The organism is Paucibacter sp. KCTC 42545, assembly GCF_001477625.1.
Classification (GTDB): domain Bacteria; phylum Pseudomonadota; class Gammaproteobacteria; order Burkholderiales; family Burkholderiaceae_C; genus Paucibacter_A.
On sequence record NZ_CP013692.1, the window covers coordinates 118599 to 140914 of the forward strand.

18 protein-coding genes are annotated in these 22316 nt (G+C 63.6%); 11 read left to right on the plus strand and 7 right to left on the minus strand.

Annotated features, from left to right (window positions below):
* The first annotated feature begins 106 nt into the window (after nt 1–106).
* Nucleotides 107–733 (plus strand): pyridoxamine 5'-phosphate oxidase family protein, encoded by a 627-nt coding sequence (locus tag AT984_RS00570; RefSeq protein ID WP_058718448.1) that lies wholly within the window; start codon nt 107–109, stop codon nt 731–733.
* Between the two features lie 57 nt (nt 734–790).
* On the opposite strand, the gene AT984_RS00575 is transcribed toward AT984_RS00570, so the two are convergent.
* Nucleotides 791–1693: a LysR family transcriptional regulator gene (locus AT984_RS00575; RefSeq protein ID WP_058721974.1), complete on the minus strand. Its 903-nt coding sequence runs from the start codon at nt 1691–1693 to the stop codon at nt 791–793.
* A gap of 138 nt (nt 1694–1831) precedes the next feature.
* Between AT984_RS00575 and AT984_RS00580 the strand changes: the two genes are divergently transcribed.
* From AT984_RS00580 to AT984_RS00595, 4 genes are all read left to right on the plus strand, one after another.
* The gene (locus AT984_RS00580; RefSeq protein ID WP_058718449.1) at nt 1832–2380 is read left to right on the plus strand and encodes a carboxymuconolactone decarboxylase family protein; all 549 of its coding nucleotides are present in this window, start codon (nt 1832–1834) and stop codon (nt 2378–2380) included.
* A gap of 257 nt (nt 2381–2637) precedes the next feature.
* Complete coding sequence (locus AT984_RS00585; protein ID WP_082679674.1) at nt 2638–3537, plus strand: HD-GYP domain-containing protein; 900 nt, start codon at nt 2638–2640, stop codon at nt 3535–3537.
* A gap of 130 nt (nt 3538–3667) precedes the next feature.
* Nucleotides 3668–4036 (plus strand): DUF1428 domain-containing protein, encoded by a 369-nt coding sequence (locus tag AT984_RS00590; protein WP_058718450.1) that lies wholly within the window; start codon nt 3668–3670, stop codon nt 4034–4036.
* 428 nt (nt 4037–4464) lie between these two features.
* A complete protein-coding gene (locus AT984_RS00595) occupies nt 4465–5334 on the plus strand; it encodes a PEP-CTERM sorting domain-containing protein (RefSeq protein ID WP_156421839.1) in 870 nt (289 codons plus the stop codon).
* Between the two features lie 214 nt (nt 5335–5548).
* On the opposite strand, the gene AT984_RS00600 is transcribed toward AT984_RS00595, so the two are convergent.
* A complete protein-coding gene (locus tag AT984_RS00600; protein WP_058718452.1) occupies nt 5549–6457 on the minus strand; it encodes a PEP-CTERM sorting domain-containing protein in 909 nt (302 codons plus the stop codon).
* Nucleotides 6458–6999: 542 nt separating this feature from the next.
* On the opposite strand from AT984_RS00600, the gene AT984_RS22275 reads away from it, so the two are divergent.
* Nucleotides 7000–9345: a putative bifunctional diguanylate cyclase/phosphodiesterase gene (locus AT984_RS22275; protein ID WP_082679675.1), complete on the plus strand. Its 2346-nt coding sequence runs from the start codon at nt 7000–7002 to the stop codon at nt 9343–9345.
* Between the two features lie 108 nt (nt 9346–9453).
* On the opposite strand, the gene AT984_RS00610 is transcribed toward AT984_RS22275, so the two are convergent.
* From AT984_RS00610 to AT984_RS23345, 3 genes are all read right to left on the minus strand, one after another.
* Nucleotides 9454–10401 carry a carbohydrate kinase family protein gene (locus AT984_RS00610; protein ID WP_058718453.1) on the minus strand — a complete coding sequence of 316 codons (948 nt, stop codon included), beginning with the start codon at nt 10399–10401 and terminating at the stop codon, nt 9454–9456.
* A 275-nt stretch (nt 10402–10676) separates the two neighbouring features.
* A complete protein-coding gene (locus tag AT984_RS00615; RefSeq protein ID WP_058718454.1) occupies nt 10677–10859 on the minus strand; it encodes a hypothetical protein in 183 nt (60 codons plus the stop codon).
* Between the two features lie 162 nt (nt 10860–11021).
* On the minus strand, nt 11022–13316 hold the full coding sequence (locus AT984_RS23345) for a fatty acid desaturase (RefSeq protein WP_058718455.1): 2295 nt from the start codon (nt 13314–13316) through the stop codon (nt 11022–11024).
* A 149-nt stretch (nt 13317–13465) separates the two neighbouring features.
* Here AT984_RS23345 and AT984_RS00625 point away from each other — a divergent pair, with 149 nt between their 5' ends.
* Nucleotides 13466–14527 (plus strand): AraC family transcriptional regulator, encoded by a 1062-nt coding sequence (locus AT984_RS00625; RefSeq protein WP_058718456.1) that lies wholly within the window; start codon nt 13466–13468, stop codon nt 14525–14527.
* 241 nt (nt 14528–14768) lie between these two features.
* Here the strand turns inward: AT984_RS00625 and AT984_RS23170 are convergent, their stop codons facing one another.
* Both AT984_RS23170 and AT984_RS00635 read right to left on the minus strand, forming a co-directional pair.
* Nucleotides 14769–15482, minus strand: coding sequence for a type VI secretion system tube protein Hcp (locus AT984_RS23170; RefSeq protein ID WP_058718457.1), 714 nt, complete (start codon nt 15480–15482; stop codon nt 14769–14771).
* 175 nt (nt 15483–15657) lie between these two features.
* Nucleotides 15658–16476, minus strand: a complete 819-nt coding sequence (locus AT984_RS00635; protein ID WP_058718458.1) for a spondin domain-containing protein — start codon at nt 16474–16476, stop codon at nt 15658–15660.
* A gap of 294 nt (nt 16477–16770) precedes the next feature.
* Here AT984_RS00635 and AT984_RS00640 point away from each other — a divergent pair, with 294 nt between their 5' ends.
* From AT984_RS00640 to AT984_RS00655, 4 genes are all read left to right on the plus strand, one after another.
* On the plus strand, nt 16771–17637 hold the full coding sequence (locus AT984_RS00640) for an SIR2 family NAD-dependent protein deacylase (protein WP_058718459.1): 867 nt from the start codon (nt 16771–16773) through the stop codon (nt 17635–17637).
* 387 nt (nt 17638–18024) lie between these two features.
* Nucleotides 18025–19851 carry a hypothetical protein gene (locus AT984_RS00645; protein ID WP_058718460.1) on the plus strand — a complete coding sequence of 609 codons (1827 nt, stop codon included), beginning with the start codon at nt 18025–18027 and terminating at the stop codon, nt 19849–19851.
* A gap of 2 nt (nt 19852–19853) precedes the next feature.
* Nucleotides 19854–21407 (plus strand): diguanylate cyclase domain-containing protein, encoded by a 1554-nt coding sequence (locus tag AT984_RS00650; RefSeq protein ID WP_058718461.1) that lies wholly within the window; start codon nt 19854–19856, stop codon nt 21405–21407.
* A gap of 170 nt (nt 21408–21577) precedes the next feature.
* Complete coding sequence (locus AT984_RS00655) at nt 21578–22312, plus strand: alpha/beta hydrolase family protein (protein ID WP_058718462.1); 735 nt, start codon at nt 21578–21580, stop codon at nt 22310–22312.
* The last annotated feature ends 4 nt before the right edge of the window (nt 22313–22316 follow it).

Here is a 22316-nt window from a genome sequence, read left to right on the forward strand (position 1 = left end):
AACATGCCATTCAGCTGGGTAGGCATTCTGCTTTTGCGCACCGTCCCTCACAGTTCGTTCACTCTCTGCAAGCCTTGCAGCCTGATCAACGCCACCGGACCGAACCATGAGCCGAGCCTATTCCGACCTTGCCTTCACGTCCGCCGTGCGGGCCATGCAGACCCGCATGGGCAGCCGATCCTCGTACGCCCGGCTGGACCAGGCTGAAGATAGGCGCGACGAATTGACGGAGCGCGAAGCCGAGTTCATTCACGAACGCGACGGCTTCTACCAAGCCACGGTGAGCGAGACGGGCTGGCCCTACGTCCAGTTCCGTGGCGGCCCCGCAGGCTTTCTGAAAGTGCTGGATGCCAAGACCCTGGGCTACGCCGACTTCCGCGGCAACTTGCAGTACATCAGCGTCGGCAATCTCGCAGGTAACGACCGCGTCTCCCTGATGCTGATGGACTATGCCAATCAACGGCGCCTGAAGATTCTCGGCCGGGTGCGGCTGGTGAGTGAGGCCGAGGATTCCGCCTTGCTGGCCCGGCTCAAGCCGCCGCAGTACCGCGCTCAGGTCGAGCGCGCCTTCGTCATCACGGTGGAGGCCTACGACTGGAACTGCCCGCAACACATCACGCCGCGCTTCACTGAGGCCGAGATCGAGCAGGCGGTGCAGCCGCTGCGCACCGAACTCGAGCAAGCGCGCCTTGAGCTGGCCCGGCTACGGGCCGGGGCTCGGCCTGCGCCTTAGTCGGGCGGACTGTTCCCCCGCTTAAGTGGAGCAGGGCAGCCTAAGGCCAGCCCCAGCTTAACCTGGCGGCGCCAGCCGCTCGCGCAGCCGCTCAATGGCCAGGTCGATGAAGGCCCGCGCCTTGTGAGACGCATGGCGGCCTTCACGGTGCACCAGATGCACGGGCAGCGGTGCCGGCTCAAACGCTTCGAGCACCCGCCGCAGCTGGCCGCCGCGAACCAGCGCATCGACTTGATAGGACATCAGGCGCGTCAGCCCGAAGCCGCTCACCGCCGCCGCAATGGCCGAGTCATTGGTGGTGGTCTGCATGCGCGGCGCCACCTTGATCGTTCGGGCTTCCCCCTCCACCTTGAAGCGCCACTCGGGCGCCGGCGTCACGGCATTGGCGGATATCAGGGTGTGGGCGAGTAAGTCCTCGGGCTCTTGCGGTTCGCCGTGCTGGGCCAGATAGCTGGGCGCGGCGCAGATGACGCGGCGCACGCTGCCCACCCGAATGGCTTGCAATGTTGAGTCCGGCAACTCCCCAATGCGCACCGCCACATCCACCCCTTCGTCCGTCAGATTCACGACCCGGTCCAGGAACCAGCAGGACGCAGTGACCTCGGGATAGCGTTGCAGAAATTCGGTCACCACCGGGGTCACATGCAAGGCGCCGAACAACACGGGCGCGGTGACGGTCAGGCGACCGCGTGGCGCCCCATGCAGGCCGCTGACCGATTCGTCGGCCTCGGCCAGCTCGGCCAGGATGCGCCGGCAGTCCTCCACATAGCGCGCCCCCGCCTCGGTCACCCGCACGACCCGCGTGGTGCGGGTGAGCAGCCGTGCGCCCAGGTGCGCCTCGAGTTCACTGATGGCCCGCGTGACCGCTGGCGGCGAGATGCCCAGCTTGCGCGCCGCGCCAGCAAAGCCGCTGGCATCGACCACCGCCACAAAGACATTGATCAGATGCAGTCTGTCCAACTGTTCCTCCATGCGTAATGGTGTATTGGTTTTGCAGGTGATTCTAATCATCGGCCGATTCAACGACAGTTCAGTCATTCGCTGAACAAGCAGCGGATACCTAGCGCGAATCACCCATCACCCCACCGGAGTTTGAACATGTCCCGCATCAGCATCCCTAGCGTCGAGCAATCTCACGAAGCTTCCAAGCCCCTGCTGGCTGCCGTCCACAAGCAACTGGGCGTGGTGCCCAATCTGATGAAGCTGGTGGGCCACAGCCCGGCCGCGCTGGAAGGCTATCTGTCGCTGAGTGGCGCCCTGGGCAAAGGCAAGCTGAGCGTGCAACTGCGCGAGCGCATCGCCCTGACCATCGCCGAATTCAATGGCTGCGACTACTGCCTCTCGGCTCACAGCTACCTGGCCACCAACGTGGCCAAAATCAGCGCGAGCGAAGTTGACGCTGCCCGCGATGGCCGCTCCGACGATGCCCGCACCACCGCCGCGCTGCACTTTGCCCGCCGCGTGGCCGAATCGCGTGGCCGCGTCTCCGATGCTGATCTGGCTGCGCTGCGCGCCGCCGATTTCGACGAAGCTGCCGTGCTGGAGATCGTGTTGAACGTGGCCCTCAATGTGCTGACCAACTACGTCAACACCGTGGCCCAGACCGACATCGACTTCCCCGTCGTCACCGCCAAGGCCGCGGCCTGAGCATCGGATGGACGGCCTGGCCGCCTGGCCGTCCTCAATCTTTACTTCCCACACGCTGCGATCATGCGCCACACCCCTGAAACCCCATGTCCAAGGACATGCCGATCCAGGCGCATGAGCGACTGTTTCATTGGCCTCAGGGGCCGCGCCCCCTGGGCCATCCAAGCCTGAGTGACTTGGGCCTTTGAACTCTCCCCAAGCAGCGCTTGGGACGACCATCGGTTCAGGCACAAGCCTGCACCAAGACGCGAAAAACCATGACGAACTCTGAATCGCCCTCGGCTGAGGTGCAGGGCCTGCGCCGGGAACTGGCCAGCCAACGCCAGGCCTTGCTGGCCAGCTTGCTGGTATCGGCCTGGATGGTCGAGGCGCGCGATCCCTATACCGGCGGGCATCTCTGGCGTGTGGCGCGCATGGCGCATGCGCTGGCCCTGGAGTCGGGCAGTACACCGCGCGAGGCCAGTCGCATCGCGATGGCCGGCTTTTTGCACGACCTGGGCAAGGTGGGCATCCCCGACGCCATCCTGCGCAAACCGGGCAAGCTCAGCGATGAAGAATTCGCCACGGTCAAGACTCACCCGCGCGTGGGTGCGCGCATGCTGTCTGGCCATCCCTTGGCGGACCTGGTCGTCGGCGTGATTCATCATCACCACGAAATGCCCTATGGGCGCGGCTATCCCATGGGGCTGGTCGGCGCAGAGATTCCGCACGACGCTCGGCTGGTGGGCATCTGTGATGCATTTGATGCGATGACCAGTACGCGGCCCTATCGCGCCGGCATGCCCATCGCCAAGTCGCTCGACAGCATCGAGTCAGCGTTGGGCCGGCAGTTCGATCAGGCGCTGGGCGCGACCTTTGTGCGCATGGGCCGGGCCGGTGCTTTCGATGCAGTGGTTGGCCATAGCGATGAAGGCATTCCGCTGCAACACTGCCCGGCCTGTGGGCCGACGCTGGTGCGCACGCGCAGTGCCCGTGCTGGCGATCATCTGGCTTGCCCCGCTTGTGCAGCTCGATTCACCTGGGCCCGCAGCGAACAGGGCTTGCAAGCCCTGCCGACCGGCGAGCTTGCCTCGGCAGAAGAGCTGGAGCCCGGCCTCGATCGCGTGCAAATCGAAGCCTTGGTGCTCGACTGGGCCGATGCGATTGCGGGGCACTGATGCACTGAGCGGGCATGAGATACAAACAGCCCTTTGTTTGTGGGCCCGCAGTCGAACGCCCTGGAGATATGAGCCCCTGCCAGCAGCTAGACTGAACTTGAGCGGCCACTAGCCAACGAGGAGCGAAGACATGTCCTATATCGATGGTTTTGTCATCGCGGTGCCCACCGCAAACAAGCAGAAGTTCATTGAGCACGCGCGCCATTTCGACGCGATGTTCATCGAGTTGGGCGCGATCCGTGTGATCGAAAGTTGGGGCGACGATGTCCCCGACGGCAAAGTCACCGACTTCCGCCGCGCAGTCCAGGCCACGGCCGAGGAGACGGTGGCCTTCTCGTGGGTCGAGTGGCCTGACAAGGCCACGCGCGACGCAGGTATGAAGAAGATGATGGAAGACCCGCGCATGGACCCGTCCACCCCCGGCAACCCGCCGATGCCTTTCGATGGCAAACGCATGATCTTCGGCGGCTTCGAACAAGTGGTCGAAGTGAAGGATTGAGCGGCCGGGAAGGGCGGGGCGACACGACACCGTCCGCTCCGGGATCCACAAACAACGCGCACTTTCCTGCCGCAGCTCCCGGGTGTTGGTTCTCGGGGCGCTGCATGGCGTCATACGCCCGGCCCATGCTGCTCAAGCTGACGCGCGAAGTCAGCGGCAGCTAGGTGCGCGAAGCCTTCACCTGGCCTTTACTCCTGGACCCGCCTGCATACGTGCTGCCGCTCAGAAATGTGCTTCTGCCAATCAGACCGGATTCACGCTTAATGGCTTGACCCTCCGTACTTCCCTCGGCGCTTCAACTTTGTGTGAACGAAGTTAGGGGTTGTCCTTGGCGGCATATCTGACCAGCATTGCTGATACTCCGGTGCGTGCGCTTGTCCTTGGGGTGAGCCCGGCCGTTGTACAAACCTCCACTCAGAGGAGCGGCCGTGCAAGAAACTATCCGATCGATTGTTTTGTGGGGCAGCTTGGCGCCTATGGCTGCCATGGGTGCGTCGTTCACCTCCGAGGTAAGCGTTACGACCACAGGTAACGCTATCAACGTGGGTGGGGTCATCGTCACGCCGACTTGCCAATTGGCTCAGGCCAGTTCCGCCAATTGCTCGACCGAGCTGAACAACGCGAACGCGCGCGTCGGCCCTGGCTATATGCAGCTCTCCGCATTCAGCACGGTTTCAGCGGGAGCCAATCAGTACTCGGGTGGTACGGCCAGAGCGCAGGCCACCTTCTCTGATGGCCTGACATTTAGCTCGCTCGCGCTGGCGGGCAAGACGGTCACTGTGACTGGCGGCGTCATCGTCGAAGGGGTTTTGTCCGCGGGGGGTGGCGCCAGCTTTGGTGGCGCGAGAGCCAGCTGGACAGGCTACGGCGGGGCCCTTGGCGTGGGGCTTACCAATCAAGGGATCAAAGAGGCTTATGCCGGTGGCGCTGTGCCTGCGCCCGACCAAAACGTAAACGGCTACCTGTTCCCGATTGTCGCGAGCCTGCAGTTTGACGCCTTCGGGCATGCCGTAAGCAGCATCGCTTTGACCATGATTGTCGACGCGCAAGGCAGCGTATCGAGCCAAGGTTCAGCCACAGCAGGGGCGGCCTTTGGCAATACCGTGTATTGGTCTGGAATCGAGAGTTTGAAAGTGGACGGAGCGACTTTTTCCGGCGACTACACCGTCACCTCGGCTTCAGGGGCCAATTACCGCTTCTCTACCTCCCCTGTTCCGGAGTCTTCGACATTGGGGATGATGTTGGCCGGTTTGGCTTTACTCGCCGCCTTCAAATTGCGAAAGGCTAGGCAAAGCTAATTGCCAATTGCCAGCTGCTGACGCATGCACCACAGGTCGTGACGCATTCTCTGGTGCAGGCCTTGCCCTGGGGTCGATTGCATTTGAGCTTGGCCTGAATGCCGAGCGACAAGGCCCGGCTGCAGCGGCTGGCAATCGATGAAAAAGGGCTGCCGCAGCAGCCCTCGTCTGAGTCGCGTTGCCTCGCGCCAAATGGCGACGCAAGGCCTGGATTTCAGGCTTGTTTGCGGCGGCTGGCCAGCATGAGTGCGCCCACGGCCGCACCCAGCAGCAATAGCGAGCTTGGCTCCGGCACAGCGGACGGCGCGTCTGCGAGGCCGGTGGCGTAGGTCTTCAAAACGCTGCCATTGCCCTGATTCCAGTCGTAGTAATAGAGCTTGTTATTGGCATAGGTCAGGCCGGCGGTGAGGCCATCTACGCCCACCGCATAGGTGTCAAGCAAAGCGCCGGTGCTGATGTCAAAGCGCCGGATGGAAGCGTTGGCAAGGTAGTCAAGCACCCAGATCGACGAGTGCAGGGTGTCCACCGCAAAGTCGGCAATGCCAGCGCCGCCCAGGGTCAAGGTGGCCAAGGTGGTGTCGGGGGCGGCGATCGATGACGTGCGAATCTGATGCAGATTGCTGAAACCGTAAGTTGAGGATGAATTGGTGCGATAGAGCATGCCGCCGCGAACGTCGATCGGGTCGCCGCCAAAGGCCGCCGTTTCGGCCGAGATGACGCTCGCGGCCCCGGTGGTCTTGCCGATTCGGTAGATGTCCTTGCCGTTGCTGTTGGCGGTGTAGTCACTGAAATAGTAGTAGTCCGCGTCGGCCGCCACCGAGACCACATGGTTGGCTGTATTCGTCGTGCCGCTGCCGGAATACTGGATCGCTCCGATGGTGCGGTTGCCGACGATATTGCCGCTCAAGTCTGTGCGCACAATGCTGTTCGTTGATTGCTGCACGAAGAGCAATTCATTGGCCGAGGCATCAAAGCCCATGCCTTGAGGATTGAAGTTGCTACTCGATGCGCCCAAGCCAGCCGCCAGCGCATAGCTGCTACTCAAGGTCAGGCCGGCTTGAGCGGCCAAAGGGCTGAGCGCCAGCAGGGATGCCGTGCCAATCACGGCAAATTTCTTCAACATGGATAAATTCCATTCAGGTTGGTTGACAAGCAAGGCCACAAGAGCCCAAGGGGTTGCTGGGTCTTGCTTACCGTCCCACGCAGCGCCATTGTCTGGGGCCCTCGTCAGCGGTCTATCCCCGCAGTAGAGGGGTACTGATCCTCATTTGCCAATTACTGCCGCCTTTTGGGTAGGGGCCTAAGCGGCGGCTGAAATGCCGCGTACACCGACCAAAGACATGCTTAGGGCCGAAACTGCTATTGCTCTTGTCGGGGCTGCATGTTGAGCGCTGCTGCCATCTCGGCAAAGCTGATCTCCTGTTGCGAGGACTTGCCCCAGCGCTAGCCGGCTTAGCTGCGGCAAGCCGGCCTTGCCAAGGACATTTCTCGACGGGCGGCGGCTCCCGAGCGGAGATACTTTCAAGGGAACAGTTGAATTTCCTAACCGTCCAAACCCTAGGCGGCTACCATCGCAAAGTGCCCGCCAGTTAAATCGAGGGCGTCTTGCCACCCCTGTACCGCGCTTTTGGCTCTGACGGCGCGGCCCCAAATAGCTCGTCCAGCATGGATAAATCGCCCGCCGACGCTGTCTCCCTCGATGCCGCCTCCCGCACGCCAGACAAGGCGCTTGAGGGCGTTGCCAACTCGTGCGTAGAACTCGCCGAGCGTAAGCGCAAGGAAGAGGCCTTGCGGCGCAGCAAGGCCATGCTGGAGCGCACCGAAAAGCTGGCGCGTATCGGCAGTTTTGAGTGGGAAGTCGACTCCAACATCACGACATGGTCGCCGGAAATGTTCCGCATCTACGGGCGCGACCCCGCCCTGGGGACACCGAACCTGGAGGAGCAGGTCGAGCTGTACACGCCGCAGTCGGTGCAGCTGCTGTATGCCGCCGTTGACAAACTCTTGCTGGACGGCACACCGTACGAGATGGAGCTGATGTCCGTGCAACCCAACGGAGAGCAGCGCCCCTGCCTAGTCAGGGGGTTTCCGGAGCGCGATGAAAGCGGGCGAGTCGTTCGTTTGGCCGGGCTGGTGCAGGACATCACCGAGCGCAAATTAGCCGAGCACTACGAACGCTTCCGCAGCAAAACCCTGGAGTTGCTTGCCGCCAACAAGCCTCTGGCTACCTTGCTTGAAACCATTGTGCGGGGAGTTGAGCAACTCCATCCGGGCATGCTGTGCAGCATCTTGCTGCTCGACGCTGACGGCCTCCATCTCGGCAAAGGCGTGGCGCCTAGCCTGCCTGACTTTTACAACGCGGCACTCGACGGTGTGAGCATCGGCCTAGGCGTGGGTTCTTGCGGCACAGCGGCTTTTACCGGTAAGCGCGTTGTCGTGGACGACATCGCCACGCACCCCTATTGGGCCTTGTACAAGGGGCTTGCGAGCAGTGCGGGCTTGGGGGCTTGCTGGTCGCAGCCTATCCACAGCTCGGTGGGCAAGGTGCTCGGCACCTTTGCCATTTACCACCGCGGGCCAAACACGCCTGAGCAGGCCGATATCAACTTGATTGAACAAGTCGCGAACCTGGCCAGCATCGCCATCGAGCGCAAAGAGCAGCAAAATCAGCTGGAGCACATCGCCCACTTTGATGCGCTCACCAATCTGCCCAACCGTTCCTTGCTGGCCGATCGTCTGCAGCTGGCCATGGCGCAAGAACACCGGCGCGGCCAACAGCTGGCGGTGGTCTACCTGGACCTGGATGGCTTCAAGACCGTGAACGACCGCCACGGACACAACGTCGGCGACCGCTTGTTGATTGATCTGGCCACCCGCATGAAAGACGCGCTGCGCGACGGCGATACGCTGGCACGCATCGGTGGTGACGAGTTTGTGGCGGTGCTGGTTGATTTGGCCGAACCCGCCATCGGTGAGCCCTTGTTGAATCGCTTGCTGACGGCCGCCGCCTCGCCCGTGCAAGTGGGCGACTTGCTGCTGCAGGTTTCGGCCAGTCTGGGCGTGACCTTCTACCCGCAGGCGCAGGACATCGATGCCGATCAACTCTTGCGTCAGGCCGACCAAGCCATGTACCAGGCCAAAGTGGCAGGCAAGAGTCGTTACCACGTCTTCGATGCCGCAAAAGACAGCAATCTGCGCGGCCACCACGAAAGCCTGGAGCGCATCCGCCTGGCGCTGGCGCAAGGCGAGTTTGTGCTGCACTACCAACCCAAGGTCAATATGCGTAGCGGCCAGGTCGTGGGTGCCGAGGCCTTGATCCGCTGGCAGCACCCGGAAAAAGGTTTGTTGGCACCCGCCACCTTTCTGCCGCTGATTGAAGACCATCCGCTGGCCGTCGCCGTGGGCGAGTGGGTGATTGACGCCGCCTTGCACCAAATGAGCGTGTGGCAGGCCAGCGGCTTGCATCTGCCGGTGAGCGTCAACATCGGCGCACGTCAGTTGCAGCAAATGAATTTTGTGGATCGGCTGAAAGCGATTCTGGCCAAGCATCCCCAGGTGCGTGCGAGCGACTTGGAGCTGGAGGTGCTGGAGACCAGTGCCTTGGAAGACATTGCATTGGTCTCCAGTGTGATTGAGGATTGCGCCGCCTTCGGCGTGAAGTGCGCGCTGGACGACTTTGGCACCGGCTACTCCTCACTCACCTACCTGAAACGCTTGCGCGTGGCCTTGCTCAAGATCGATCAGAGTTTTGTGCGGGACATGTTGGACGACCCCGATGACCTGGCCATTCTGCAAGGCGTGATCGGTTTGGCCGTGGCCTTCAGGCGCCAGGTCATTGCCGAGGGCGTAGAGACCGTGGCGCATGGCGCGGCGCTGCTGCAACTGGGTTGTGAGTTGGCGCAGGGCTACGGCATTGCCCGGCCCATGCCCGCGGAGCAGATGCCCGCGTGGGTGGCCACGTGGCGGCCTGATGCGGCCTGGTGTGGAGCGCCGAATTCACCTCAAGCGTAAAGGCATGCAGACCAGGGCGCTCACTTGCGCAACGCGAACAGACGCGTGAGCCTTGGTTTGCAGAGGCGCTTCGCACGGTGGCTGTTCGGGTCTATGCCTTCACCTCGCTCATCGCACCGTTGTGGGCTGGCTGCACGCCGAAATGCTGACCAGAGACTGCAGCGTCATCACGGCATCGAGTGACGGTGGTGTGGCTCCCGCCCGCGTGCAAGCGGCGGTACCGGCAGCCACGGCGTAGGCCAGATGGCTGGATAGCGACTCTGAAGGCTGGCGCAGCAGGCTGGCGACCAAGCCAGCAATGCTGGCGTCACCCGCACCGACAGTGTCCACAACGTCGATGGGCGGCGGCACTCCGCGCCAGCAGCCCTGCGGCGTCAACAACTCCGCGCCTTTTGAGCCCAAGGTGTAGAGCCACCACGCGGATGGATTCCAGGCGCGCGCTTGAGCCAAGGCCTGCTCTGGCGCTACGTCGGGCAGCAGGCCGCCTAAGTCTTCATCGGACAGCTTGATGACTTGGGCCAAGCGACACATGCGCTCAAAGGTCGCCAAATAGCCCGGGCCCATCGCGTTGCGGAAGTTGGGGTCATAGCTGATGGGAATCTTGGCCGCGTGCAATTCCTCGGCCAAATCAAGCAGGCGCGGCGCCAGCGGATCGCGCGCCAAGCTGATGCCGCCGAAGTGCGCCCACTGGCACTCGGCCTGCCAGCCCAGGGGCAGCGCGTGTGGGTCGAAGTGCAAGTCGGCGCTGTTCTCGCCGATGAAGAAATAGCTGGGCGGCGCGCTCTGCGGCACCACAGCCAGCAGGGGCGAGCGGTCAAGCCGCTGCAAAAAGCGCAGGTCCAGGCCGGCGGCCTGGCTGGCTTGCCAAAGCGCATCGCCAAAATGGCATTGGCTGATCGCGCCGGCAAAGGCGCTGGGCAGGCCGAGCGCGGCTGCGGCGCGAGCGACATTCCAGGTGGAGCCGCCGGTCTTGGCCAGCCATTGCGCGCCATCCACCCGAATCAAATCGGTCAGCGCCTCGCCGATGGCGACGAATTTGGGAAAGTGGTCCGGCATATCAGTCCTTGAGCGTCGCCAGCATGGGCCGCTGGCAGCGATGAGGTGGTGCTCCACCTTGCGGGCCGGACTCTTTTTCGTCAGGCGTCTGGCGATTGTCTCGTGCCCGCCATCAGGGGTCTGTTTGGCTTGGCTGCAATGGCCGCTGGTGGTATTGCTCCCTGCGACCCTAATGCCGACTGATGGACCTGAAAGCGGGCTTGCTGCCGCTCAGTCAATTTCTCAACCCGGAGCCTGCTCCAGGCTCGGGTTTGTATATGCGCGCCCCGAGAGAGTTACAGACTCAGCACCGCCACCAGGCTGGTCAGGCTGAAACCCACGCACAGGGCCGCCAAGCCCAGGCTTTCGGTCATTTCGCCCAAGCCACGTGCCTGGCCGCTGGTCTCGCCGATTTGGGGCAGGCCCATCTGGATCAAGTACTGCTCGGATTGGCTCAGGAAATTGGGGATGCTGCTCATGATGTGCTTTGCCTCTTCAGTGACAGCGCGAATGGCTTGTCGATGAAAGAAGTGTCGACAAACTTGGTGAAAACCCTATGACAAAACCAAGGGTAATCACTGATTCGGTGTTATTTCACGGAAACGGTCCGGCCGAACGCTGGGCTTGCTCGCGGCGCCGGCTCAGGCAAACGGCGCCAGGCCGATGCGCGCATTGGCGCGGCGGGCCAAGTCACGCTCGTCCTCCGAGGCAAAGCGGCTGTCCCACTCCCGCAGCTTAGGCGCCATCAGTGCATGCCACAGCGGCGGGATCAGGGCCACGACGATGGTGGTGAGGTAGCCGCTGATCATCTGGGGTGAGTCAGGCAAGGGCTGCAGCTCGTGGAAGGGCACTTCGCCCTGCGCATGGTGATGCGAGTGGCGGGTCAGATTGAACATGGACCAGGAGCTGATGCGCTTGGTGGTGTTCCAGGAGTGGCGCGGCTGCACCGGCGTGGCCGGGTCGCGCACCATGCCGTAGTGCTCCATATAGTTCACGATCTCCAGCAGTGCCTTGCCCCATAGCGCGCACAGCACGAAGAAGCCCGCTGCCGCTGCGCCGCCCATGACCCAGGCCAGCGCCACCAGCCCCAAGCTCATCAAGTGACCGCGGATCACCGCGTTGTGCAACCCGAAGCGCGGCAGGCCGCGGCGGCGCAGGCTGCGGGTTTCGATCTGCCAGGCGCTGACATTGCCCCGGACGGTCGAGATCAGCACATGCGCATAGACATTGCGGCCACGCGGCGCGGTGGCCGGGTCGTCAATGGTCGAGACATAGCGGTGGTGGCCGTAGACATGCTCGATGGCAAAGATGGTGTCGAAGCTGAAGGCCAGCAGCCAGCGGCCCACCCCCATCGAGACCGGGTCCCAGGTGCGGTGCGTCAGCTCATGGGCGGTGATGGTGCCCACCATGCCAATCATCAGGCCGGTGAGGATGGCGGCCGACACATGGTGAGGCCAGGCCGTGGCCGCGCGCGCGGCCAGTAAGTCGTAGCCACTCCAGCCACTGAGCCAGGCGCCAAAGCCCAGCGGGTCGCCCGCCGACACACCCCACACGGCAGCGAAGCAGATCAGCAGCAAGAGCGGCAAGGCCAGCCAGAGCTGCGCGGTCAGCAGGCCCGGGTACTTGAACTGCGGTGTGCGGCTGTCTTCGCCCAGAACAGCGTCGCCCACGATGTAGAAGCCGAGTACCGTCAGCAGGCAGAGCGTGATCCAGCTGCCGCCGGCCAGCAGCGCGGCCGCTGCACTCAGGCCCACGGCGTGGAACAGGGCGTATTTCAGATAATCCAGCACGCTGGCCGGCGTTGTCGCGGCAGGTGCTGGGATGCTGGCGCGTTGCGTTGTCGCCTCGCTCTGAGATGCGGGCGCAGACGTAGACGCTGCCGCAGCAGTAGTGAGGCCTGCGGCGGCATTGTGCTGGGTGGTGAAGCGGTCCGCGTGGATGTGCTCCGCCGCCACACCGTGTTGCTGCAGCAGGGCCGCTGCCGCATCAATCATGGCTGGCGGCCCGCACAGATAGGCGTGGGCGCCGGGCAGCAGGGCGCCAAGCAGGTGTTCGGTGATCAAGCCCCGCGCGCCGGTCCAGAACTCATTGGCCTCGGGCTCGGGCTCGGACAGCACAGGCACAAAGTTGAAGGCTGCGGGCCACAGCGCGGCGAGCTCGGCGATCTCGTCCAGCGCATACAAATCCTTGGCCTTGCGGGCGCCGAACAGCAGAGTGACCGAGCGCGTCACGCCGGTGGCCAGGGCCTCTTGCAAGATCGCCAGCACCGGCGCCAGGCCGCTGCCGCCGGCCACCATCAGCAGCGGCGCATCGGCCGGCCGCAGGGTGAAATGGCCCAGCGGACCTTCAATTTGCACTGACTGGCCCAGCAGCTCTTGTTGATTGACCAGGGTGGAGAAGGCGCCGCCCGGCACCTGCCGCACAAAGAACTCCACCTGCCCATCGTCGCGGCAGGGCGCGGCAAAAGAGTAGCTGCGCTGCATACCCGGCAATGCTGCCAGCGAGAGCTCGGCAAACTGCCCGGCCTGGAAGCTCAGGCGCTGCGCCAGTTGGATGCGCAGGCGGGTGATGTCGTGAGTCAGGCGCTCTTGCGCGATGACATGCCCGGCCACACGCTGGCGCTGCGCTTGGGCAAGGGGTGCGAGCTCGATGCGCACATCGGACAAAGGGATGCTTTGGCAGGCCAGGATCATGCCGGCATCCAGGTCTTCGTCGCTGAGCAGATAGCTGGTCTCGGTCAGCTGTTTGACCTGCCCGCTGGTCAGCTTGCACTTGCAGCTGGCGCAGCCGCCGACGCGGCAGCTGTAAGGCATCTCCACACCTTGGCGCAGCGCGGCCTGCAGCAGGGTCTCGTCGGCCTGCACGAGGATGTGCGTGGCATTGATCAGCGCCACATGGGGCGCCGGCTTGGGCGCGGTCTTGATCTTGAGCGGCATGTCTTTGTCTCCTGGCCGTGTGCATCCCGGCTGTTGTGTCTCGATGCTAGAAAGTCGGCCCCGCTTTGCCGAGGTCCAGCGTTGACAAGCGGAGGTCATTTTTTGACAATCCGGCGCCCGCCCCGGGTTCACCCGATAGAGTCGGACGCATGCCCAAGCACATCCAAACCATCCAGCTGCAGTCGCTCTACATCCGCCAGATCGCTGAGCATGTGGCTGCCGTGGGGGGCGATGTGGCGCAGTGGCTGGCGCGCGGCGGACTGCGGCCGGCGCAGTTGGCGCTTGAATTGCCCGAGCTGCCAATGGATGCTTTTGCCCGCTTGGTGGAGGGCGCCATCGCGATCACCAAGGAGCCGGCGCTGGGCTTGTTGGTCGGTGATCGGCTACGCATCAACACCCTTGGCGTGCTGGGTTTTGCGGCCATGAGCGGCGGCTCTTTGCGCCAGGTGATCGAGCTGCTGGTGCGCTATATCGGTCTGCGCACCTCGCTGGTGTCGCTGGCCGTGCAAGTGCATCGCCATGAGCTGCGCTTGATGGTGCTGGAGCCGATTGCCCTGGGCAGCGCGCGGCGATCGGTGCTGGAGGCGGTGCTGCTGGCGCTCAAACATGCGCTGGAGTTCAACCGGGTGGGTCATGGGATGGGCGGCGGGCTGTCCAGCGGCCCGGTCAGCCGCGTGGCCTTCGCCATGCCGGCGCCCGCCTATGCCGACTTTGCCCGCCAGCTCGTGGGCTGCGAGCTGGCTTGGTCCAGCAGCTGGAGCGGCTTGGCTTTGCCCATCGCGCGGGCCGATGAAGCCCTGAGCGCTGCCGACGCGAGCGCCTATGCGCAAGCCGAGCAGCTGTGTGAGCGCGAACGGCTCCGCCTCGCGAGCCAGCAGAGCACCACGGCGCGGGTGCGGCGCCTGCTGCTCGAATCAAGCGCCGGCCTGCCGGGCCTGCCCTTGGTGGCGCGCCAGCTGCATCTGGGCCAGCGCACCTTGCATCGGCGGCTGCTGGAGGAGGGGACTTCGTTCCGACAAATCACCGAAGACTTGCGGCGCAGCTTGGCCAGCGAGCATCTGCAGCGCGGCCAGCTAACGGTGCAGGAAGTGGCCTACCTCTTGGGCTACACCGACCTGGCCAATTTCCGCCGTGCCTTCCGGCGTTGGCAAGGCATGTCGCCGTCTGACTACCGGGCGGCGTGCGCCGATGCATCAAAGACGCGGGATTGAGTGGCGGTTGTCGGCCGGTGCCGGGCGCGGATAGCCGCCCTTAGGCGCTCACACGCCACGCGCATTGGCCGCTGCGCTTGAGCGCTTGCATACACGCATGAGTGCAGTCCCAGGCGCGGAGCTTTCTAAGGCGGGTTTCAAATGGCATCCAGCAGATCGCCACAGTCCTGCGCCCGACCCCTTGAGAAAAAGCTCCCAAAGGGTCAGGTCTTGCTTCAGCCTCGGGTGGCCCTCGCCGAGATCAGCCGCGCAAGGCGAGCGAGCGGCGCCGGGCCAAAGCCAAGACGCCAGCCAAGCCACCGAGCATCAGCAAATAGCTGGAAGGCTCCGGCACCACGGCGGCGGGGGGCATGGCCTCGGCCAGCCCCATCAGCGCCGTGGCATCGCCGCTGAACTCATAACCGGAGCCGCTGGCTACGCCTGCCGGAATGTCCCAGGTCGCGAACTTGGCGGCACCTAGCCTGCCCGAGCTGTCCTGTGGCCGGTAGCCGATCTTGATGGTCTTGAAGACGAACTGGCCTGCAAAGTCGACGTTGCCCTCTGCTGACCCCTTCATGTCCAGCTTGGTAAAAAAGGCCCCGGTGAATTCCATCGTGAAAAACACCTCAGGATTCGCTGCGCCGGTGTTTTTGCTGACATCCAACTTGATCTTATTGACCGCTTTACCCGTGGCCATATTGACAAATAGGCTGTTGAAAACGCCGTCGTTGGCTTGCGTCCAGAGGAAGGGGCCGGGCTGAGGTTTCCCCACTGCAGCACCGCCCCCTTTGGTCCAGGACGTGTCAGCCGACAGCGACCACGACCAATTCACGACATCGCTCCAACTCGTGTGGTCCTTGTCCGTGGACGATCCCTTGATCTGATCGAACTGAATGAACGCTTTGGTAGCGGCCAGCGAAGGTGTTGCCAGCGTGCTTGCGCAAATCACCAGCAAGCCGAGTGCGGATTTGTTCATGCTATGTCCTGTTCAAGAAGGTTGTGGCAAAGCTCGCCAACGCCTACTTGCGCGGCGAGTCAGTGATGGTCCTCCCCTCGGCCCATGCTGTACACCCCTATCTAAAAACCAGGACCGCGACACCATGACCACCGCCCTTGATGTTGCGGTGGCCTTCCGGCTAGAACAAGGAAAGTTAGGCCACAGGACGGCGACGACGCACCACCGTGACCATGGCGGCCAGGCCGGCCAACATCAGGGCATAGCTCTCAGGCTCCGGCACGGCCTGGGCTGAAAAGTCGATGCGGTAGACATCGCTGCCGCCGGACAAGCCGCTGTTGAAGGTGTAGCCGTAAGCGGTGCTCAAACCGTTGTAGGCCGCGAACTCTGCGAAGTTGCGCGCCACCACTGACTGCTGCGCATCCCTGGCCAGCGCGTTGGCGCCGACGATGAAGGCCGCGTTGGCCGTATTGAACTCCTCGGAGCCCGCATCCCAGATGTCACGGGCCTTTTGGCCGATGCTGCTGACTTGCAAATTGCCCGCGCCGTCGAAGAGCTTGAAGGCCTTGGCGGCGTCGTTGCCGATGAAGAAGTCATTGCTGGGGACCACCATGGCGACAAAGCTGAAGTAATTGTTCAGCGCCGTATCGATGCGAAAGGTCCGGGTGGCTGACAAGCCAGCAGCCAGCGGAGCCGCGCCAACCACGCCGACCACGGCGCCCGAATCTGCCGCAGTGAAGGCATCGCGCCAAAGATTGCCGTTGCCCAGTTCCGCCGCTTTGACGATGGCGGCATTGGCAACGCCGCCGATGTCAAAGCCGTCGAACACGCCTTGGCCAAAGCCGACGCTCAGCGGTGCCACCACCACGCTGTTCACGGGTGCCAGGTTGTGCACGGTCACCGTCAGATCAACGATGGCGGCTTGGGTGCTGCTTGCGAAGCCAGCGCTTGCGAGTAGGGTCACAGCGGCCGTTGATTTTGCGATGCTCAAACCAGGCTTGATCGATGCTTGCATAGGGATCTCCAGATGGGTGATGGTGGTGAAAGACGTGACTGAGTTCGGTACGCTCGGCATGGGTGCCGGCTTGCGTACCTCTCTGGGTCGTGATGCCGCCTGACTTCCTTACGCTTATTGCAAAAAGAATTTCTCGATCAGGCCTGAGGCTGCATCGGCGCGCCTCAAGCCGCCTGGCTCGTCTGGTGAGCCAGGGCTGCCGCAAGATGAATAGCTGGGTCGCCGGCGCCAGGGTCTGATGGACAGGCCAGTCGCTCAAGCTCGCCCAATCCCGCCAACTCTTTGCCAAACGCCATGTCACAACATTTACAAAGCGCCGCCCGCCATGCGGCGGAGCTGATTGAGCAAGCCGATGCCTTGATCATTGCTGCCGGGGCCGGCATGGGGGTGGACTCCGGCCTGCCGGACTTCCGAGGCAAAGAGGGCTTCTGGAACGCCTACCCGGCCTTGCGCGAGGCTGGCATCGACTTCCAGCGCGCCGCCTCGCCCGCGACCTTTCGCGCCGATGCAGCCCTGGCCTGGGGCTTTTACGGGCATCGATTGAATCTGTCTCGGCAGGTCCGGCCCCATCCGGGCTTTGCGTGGCTGCGCATGTGGGGCGAGCGCATGCTGCATGGCTGGTCGGTGTTCACCAGCAATGTGGATGGGCAATTCCAGAAGGCCGGATTCGCGCCCGAGCAGGTCCACGAATGTCACGGCTCCATTCATCATCTGCAGTGCCTGGGCCCTTGCTCGGACGCAATCTGGTCCGCGCAAGACTTTGTGCCGCAGGTCGATGAAGGCCGCTGTCGTCTGCTGAACGCGGCGCCCAGCTGCCCGCACTGTGGCGGGCTGGCCCGGCCCAATATCCTGATGTTCGGTGACGGCGCCTGGATCGCCGACCGCAGCAACGCGCAGCAGTTGCGTCAGGAGCGCTGGCTGCAATCGGTGAGCCGACCGGTGGTGATCGAAATCGGCGCTGGCACCGCCATTCCCTCGGTGCGCTGGTTCAGCGAGCGCATCATCCATGAGTTCGGCGGGCGGCTGATTCGCATCAACCCCACCGAATCCCGAGTGCCGACACAGCATGACATCGGCCTGCCCGTGGGCGCATTGCCAGGCCTTTCGGCCATCGCGGCTGAACTGGGCAGCGAGTGGTGTTTTCCATCCGACCTGGCGTGAGGGCTCTATGCCGGGTGCCCTGATCGACCCTGGCGCGGCAGTGTTGCTGCCGTCCATGGCCTGCGGCAACTCCGGCTTGACCTCGGCAATTGCCAAGCGCGCCTTGGCCCGCTGCCCCTAGCCCGTCCGCACTGCAGTCATCACTTCAGCGGAGGCTTTTGAAGCTATTACCTCACCGGCGTGAAGCCGGCGTCTACAGTCAGCCGCAAAGTCTTGCCCTGGCGCGGCTTGACTGGTGAATACGGGCGATGACGGCCGACGGCTGGCGAAGCGGCGAGCGCGAGGCGCAATCCCTTCCAACCGGTCCGGGGCTGGACAGGCGCGCTTGAACTCACCTACGATCACTTTCGGGATTCGCGCCTGCGGCCCCAGGGGAGTAAGAAAACAATGGGCTGGCATCTGCTGCAACAACGCCTGGGCGACCGGGGCTGGAAATGGCTGATCTGCGGCCTATGTGGCTTGTGCTTGCTGATGCTCGCCATCGAGTTTTCCTTCGGCATCAATCCCATGCTGGAGCGGCGCTACGGCTCGGTGGGCATGGAGGAGAGCTTCGGCATTGACCCGCACCGAACGGGCACCCACCGGGTGCCGATTGAGCATCTGCAGCCCGGGTCCGAATTGGCGCTGATGGGTGCGCAGCTGGGGGATCAGCTGAGTTTCGATCATCACTTTGACCGCTGGCGCAAGCTCAGCCTGGACGGGCGGGCCGGCCCGGAGCAGGTGCGGGTCACGCTGTGGCATGAAGGCGTCCCGCGGCCGCTGACCTTAACGGCCGCGCCGCAGAGATTTTCTGCTGTTGAGATATTCGATTACCTGAGCCGTTTCTTCTTGGCCGTCCAAGCCGTGCTCTTTGCCTTGCTGATAGGCCTGAAACGTCCGGACCACACCGCCTACCGTGCCTTGGCCTTGTGTTTTTTCTACCTCTCGCTGTCCTTCTTCTTCACCTTCAATTTCATGCCCCGGGGGCCGCTATTCAGCGCCGCCAAACTGATGCAGCTGGCCACTCTCCCCTTGATTTGGTATTGCACGGTGCGCTTTGCAGCCCTGTATTCGCCGACGCGGGCGGCCTGGCTCAGAGCCCTGCTGCGATTCAGCATGCCGACCTATACCGGCGTGGTGGCCTGTGGCATCGCCAGCATGATCTGGTTCGGCTTGGGTTTCGAGGCACCCTGGCTCGGCCCTTTTACCGTGCTCTTGCTGGTGTCCAGCATGGCGCTGACCTTGGTCTGCTTGTTCGGCGGCTATCAGTCCAGTGGTGGCGAAATGCGCCAACGCCACGCCTGGGTCTTGGCCTCGTTTTGCATTGGCTCTATCCCTAGCTTTCTGGTCTGGATACCCGGCTCCGATGTGCGCGTCGCCGGCGTGCCCCTGAACATCGTGTTGGCCCTGTGCGGCCAAGGATTTATGTACGTCGGCCTGATGTATGCGGTGCTCAAGCACCGAGTCTTCAACTTCGACTTTGCGGTCAGCCGCGCCGTGGTCTTCAGTGCCATCAGCCTGATGGTCTTGTCGGCCTTCAGCATTGTCAAATGGCTGACCGGCCATTGGGTGCAGGAGCATGAGCAGGGCAAGAGCATGCTGGTGGACACGGCCATCGCCATGGTCATCATCGTGGTGCTCAGTCGTGTGCAGATCAGCATGGAGACTCGCATCAAGAACTTGCTCTTCAGCCATTGGCATGAGAACGAGCAAGCCTTGCGCCGCTTCGCCAAAGAGGCGGAGCACTACACCGGCACCGAGGGCCTGCTCAGCGGCTTGCACAAAGCCCTGGAGCGCTTCACCGGCCAGGCCGGCTGCGTGATCTATTTGCGGCTGGCGGGCGGCGGCTATGCCCAGGCCTTCAACTCGATTCCGCGCTGTGCCCATTTGCTCGACCCGGATGACGGCTTGGTGGCCGCGCTGCGCGGCCGGGCTGGCGCCCAGGCCTTGGCGGAAGTCAATGGCACGGAGGCCAAGGGCGCCCAGGCCTTCCCCATGAGCTACCGCGGCCAGCTGAACGGCCTGGTGGTGCTGGGTGAGAAGCATGGGGACACGAGCTACCGGCCGGATGAATTGGCGGTGCTGGAGTTCGTCATCAACCGTGTTGGGCTTGATTTGCAGGCTCTGGCCGCCGCCAAGATGGAGCGTGAGCTGGCGCGGCTCGCCAAGGCCAACGAGGCCCAGCGCGAACAGCTTGCCAAGCTCGAAGCCAGCCACCCTGCGAGGGGTTCTTGAGCATGATGGCCATCAATTGGATCGCCTGGATCGCACCGAGCGAGCCGTCCACCCAAGACCCGGCCTTGGTGAGTTTGCGTGAACAGGGCTGGAAAGTGCGGCATTGCCCGCCGGGCCAGTTGCAGCAAGCGCTGAGCAGCACCCAGACCCCCGCCAGCATGCGCATCCTGCAGACCCGGCACTTTGCGAGCCTGGATGCGCTGCGGGCCGAGTACAGCGCGAGCGATCTGCCCGCTTTGATCATCACCGACACGGCCGAGCAAGAGGCAGATTTGCTGGAGCAGATCCGCAGCAGCGACGAGGTCGTGCGCGGCCTCTATCCCAGCCGGCTGCTGCTGGGGCGAATCAGGCGAATGTTGAAGCAGCCGACGCCGGCATTGGCGCATGGGGCTGAAATTGGCAGCGAGGAGTTGGTGGCCTCCTTCAACGCCGCCGGGCTGGATCCCCTCACCGGCTGCTTGCAACGCGGGGAATGGGCGGAGCAGCTGGTCCACCATTTGCGTGAACGGCAGGCGCAAGACTGCTCCGCCGTGCTGCTGCTGGACATCGATGACTTCAAACGCATCAACGATCAGCATGGGCACGCCATCGGCGACGCGGTCTTGGCCCATCTTGGCCAGGCCTTGCGCAATGAGCTGGCGCCGTCCGACAGGCTGGGCCGTTTTGACGGCGATGGCTTTACCGTCTTGATGCAGCGTTATGACAGAGACAGTGTGCTTGCCGATGCAAGAAGATTGCTAGCGCATATCGCGGCCATGGCCATCCCCTTGCCGAGCTTGCGGCCCAAGCCTGCTTCGGCCAGTGGCCTCTTCAAACGCTTGATGGGCCAAGAACCTGGCGATGAAGTCGATGCCGCACGCATCGAGCTGCGGTCCAGCGGCGGGCTATGTTTCATCGAGGAGGGCGCCGACTTCAATCAGCTGCTGACCCAAGCCGACCAGGCGGTGCAAGCGGCCAAGAATCTGGGCAGGAACCGGCTTGAGGTGGCCGCAGCGGCGTCTGAGGCCGCCTTGCAAGCGCCGCACTCGCCGCTTGAGGGCTTGGCTGCCGCGAGACCGGCAGCGGCCAGTCGCTTGGGGCATGACCATGACCCGCTGACCCAACTGCCTCACCGCCGCTACTTCGACGCGCGCTTGGCGCGCGAGTTCAGCACGGCACGCAAGCATGGCCGAGCCTTGAGCTTGGCGCTGATTGACATCCAGCAGATGCATTTGCTGAATCGCCGCTATGGCTTTGCCGCCGGCGATCGCATTTTGCAAGGCGTGGCCGAGGCGACCCGGCGCAGCGTTCGCCTGGTTGATTGGGTGGCGCGTATCGGCGGCAATCAGTTCGCCGTGGTGATGCCCGATACCGATATTTCGGGCGCCGCGCCGGTGCTGGCCCGCCTGCAAGGCAAGCTTCAGCAAGCGCCGCTGTCCGGCTTGGATGGTGCACCGCTGCCAGTGTCCACACGCCTCGTCCTGCGCCAAATGGACGCCGAGACGCTCAGTGCTGAGCAGTGGCTGCTTGAGACCCTGGCCGCACTGCGCGCTGGGGATGCCAGCACGCCCGCCTGACCCCTCTAGCGCGTGCGCTCCCGCCGGAGCAAGGCGCGGGCAGTGCCGCATGACGGTTGCACATGGCCAGGCCCGTAGGCAATAGCGCCGCCCGGCGCGCTGAGCCGGTGACAATGCGCTGCTCGCGAATTGGCCTGTAACTCAGACTCTCCATCACACCAAAGAACTCCATGGCAGAAGACTTGTCCATCCTCACCCGCCTGGCGAGCGCGCCCGATCTGACCTTGCCTTATGGTGATCATGAGGATCAGTGCGCTGACTTCCGGCGTGGTCAGGAGGGGGCGCAGCGTCCGCTGTTGGTGCTCGTCCATGGTGGCTTCTGGAAGCCCGCGTATGACCGCGCCCATGCGCAGGCCATGAGTGCAGCTTTGGCGCAGGCGGGCTGGTCGGTGCTGACCTTGGAGTACCGGCGTATCCCTGGCCAGGCACAGGCGAGCTTGGACGATGTGGCGGCGGCGCTGGCGCTTTTGCCGGCGCGCGTGGCGCCGCACAATGGTCAGCTCTTGTTGATCGGGCATTCGGCCGGTGGGCACTTGGCCTTGTGGGCGGCGGCGACCTTGACCTTGCCTGCCTTGCGCGGCGTCGTGGCGCTGGCGCCGGCGGCCGATTTGCGCTTGGCCGATGCGCTCAATTTGGGTGACGGGGCCGTCAGAAAGTTCTTGGGCTCGGCGCCCGAGCATCATCCGATGGTGGACCCGATGCAACTGCCCGCCCCAAGCGTCGCCATCACCATCGTCCAAGGCGACGCTGATGAAGTGGTGCCGCCAGCGGTCGCTCAGTCCTACTGCGCGGCATTTCCTCGCACTCGCCTGGTGGCGGTGCCGGAGGCCGGGCATTTTGCACTGATTGATCCGCTGCAAGCGGCGTGGTCTGAGGTGTTGGAGGCGCTGAACCAGCTTTCCTGAGCGG

What these genes read in the sequence shown, in the direction of transcription:
- AT984_RS00590 (WP_058718450.1), top strand. Translation starts at nt 3,668, where the DNA reads ATGTCCTATATCGATGGTTTTGTCATCGCGGTGCCCACCGCAAACAAG.
- AT984_RS22275 (WP_082679675.1), top strand. Translation starts at nt 7,000, where the DNA reads ATGGATAAATCGCCCGCCGACGCTGTCTCCCTCGATGCCGCCTCCCGC.
- AT984_RS00635 (WP_058718458.1), bottom strand. Translation starts at nt 16,476, where the DNA reads ATGCAAGCATCGATCAAGCCTGGTTTGAGCATCGCAAAATCAACGGCC.
- AT984_RS00585 (WP_082679674.1), top strand. Translation starts at nt 2,638, where the DNA reads ATGACGAACTCTGAATCGCCCTCGGCTGAGGTGCAGGGCCTGCGCCGG.
- AT984_RS00655 (WP_058718462.1), top strand. Translation starts at nt 21,578, where the DNA reads ATGGCAGAAGACTTGTCCATCCTCACCCGCCTGGCGAGCGCGCCCGAT.
- AT984_RS23345 (WP_058718455.1), bottom strand. Translation starts at nt 13,316, where the DNA reads ATGCCGCTCAAGATCAAGACCGCGCCCAAGCCGGCGCCCCATGTGGCG.
- AT984_RS00645 (WP_058718460.1), top strand. Translation starts at nt 18,025, where the DNA reads ATGGGCTGGCATCTGCTGCAACAACGCCTGGGCGACCGGGGCTGGAAA.
- AT984_RS00610 (WP_058718453.1), bottom strand. Translation starts at nt 10,401, where the DNA reads ATGCCGGACCACTTTCCCAAATTCGTCGCCATCGGCGAGGCGCTGACC.
- AT984_RS23170 (WP_058718457.1), bottom strand. Translation starts at nt 15,482, where the DNA reads ATGAACAAATCCGCACTCGGCTTGCTGGTGATTTGCGCAAGCACGCTG.
- AT984_RS00615 (WP_058718454.1), bottom strand. Translation starts at nt 10,859, where the DNA reads ATGAGCAGCATCCCCAATTTCCTGAGCCAATCCGAGCAGTACTTGATC.
- AT984_RS00570 (WP_058718448.1), top strand. Translation starts at nt 107, where the DNA reads ATGAGCCGAGCCTATTCCGACCTTGCCTTCACGTCCGCCGTGCGGGCC.
- AT984_RS00580 (WP_058718449.1), top strand. Translation starts at nt 1,832, where the DNA reads ATGTCCCGCATCAGCATCCCTAGCGTCGAGCAATCTCACGAAGCTTCC.
- AT984_RS00640 (WP_058718459.1), top strand. Translation starts at nt 16,771, where the DNA reads ATGTCACAACATTTACAAAGCGCCGCCCGCCATGCGGCGGAGCTGATT.
- AT984_RS00650 (WP_058718461.1), top strand. Translation starts at nt 19,854, where the DNA reads ATGATGGCCATCAATTGGATCGCCTGGATCGCACCGAGCGAGCCGTCC.
- AT984_RS00600 (WP_058718452.1), bottom strand. Translation starts at nt 6,457, where the DNA reads ATGTTGAAGAAATTTGCCGTGATTGGCACGGCATCCCTGCTGGCGCTC.
- AT984_RS00625 (WP_058718456.1), top strand. Translation starts at nt 13,466, where the DNA reads ATGCCCAAGCACATCCAAACCATCCAGCTGCAGTCGCTCTACATCCGC.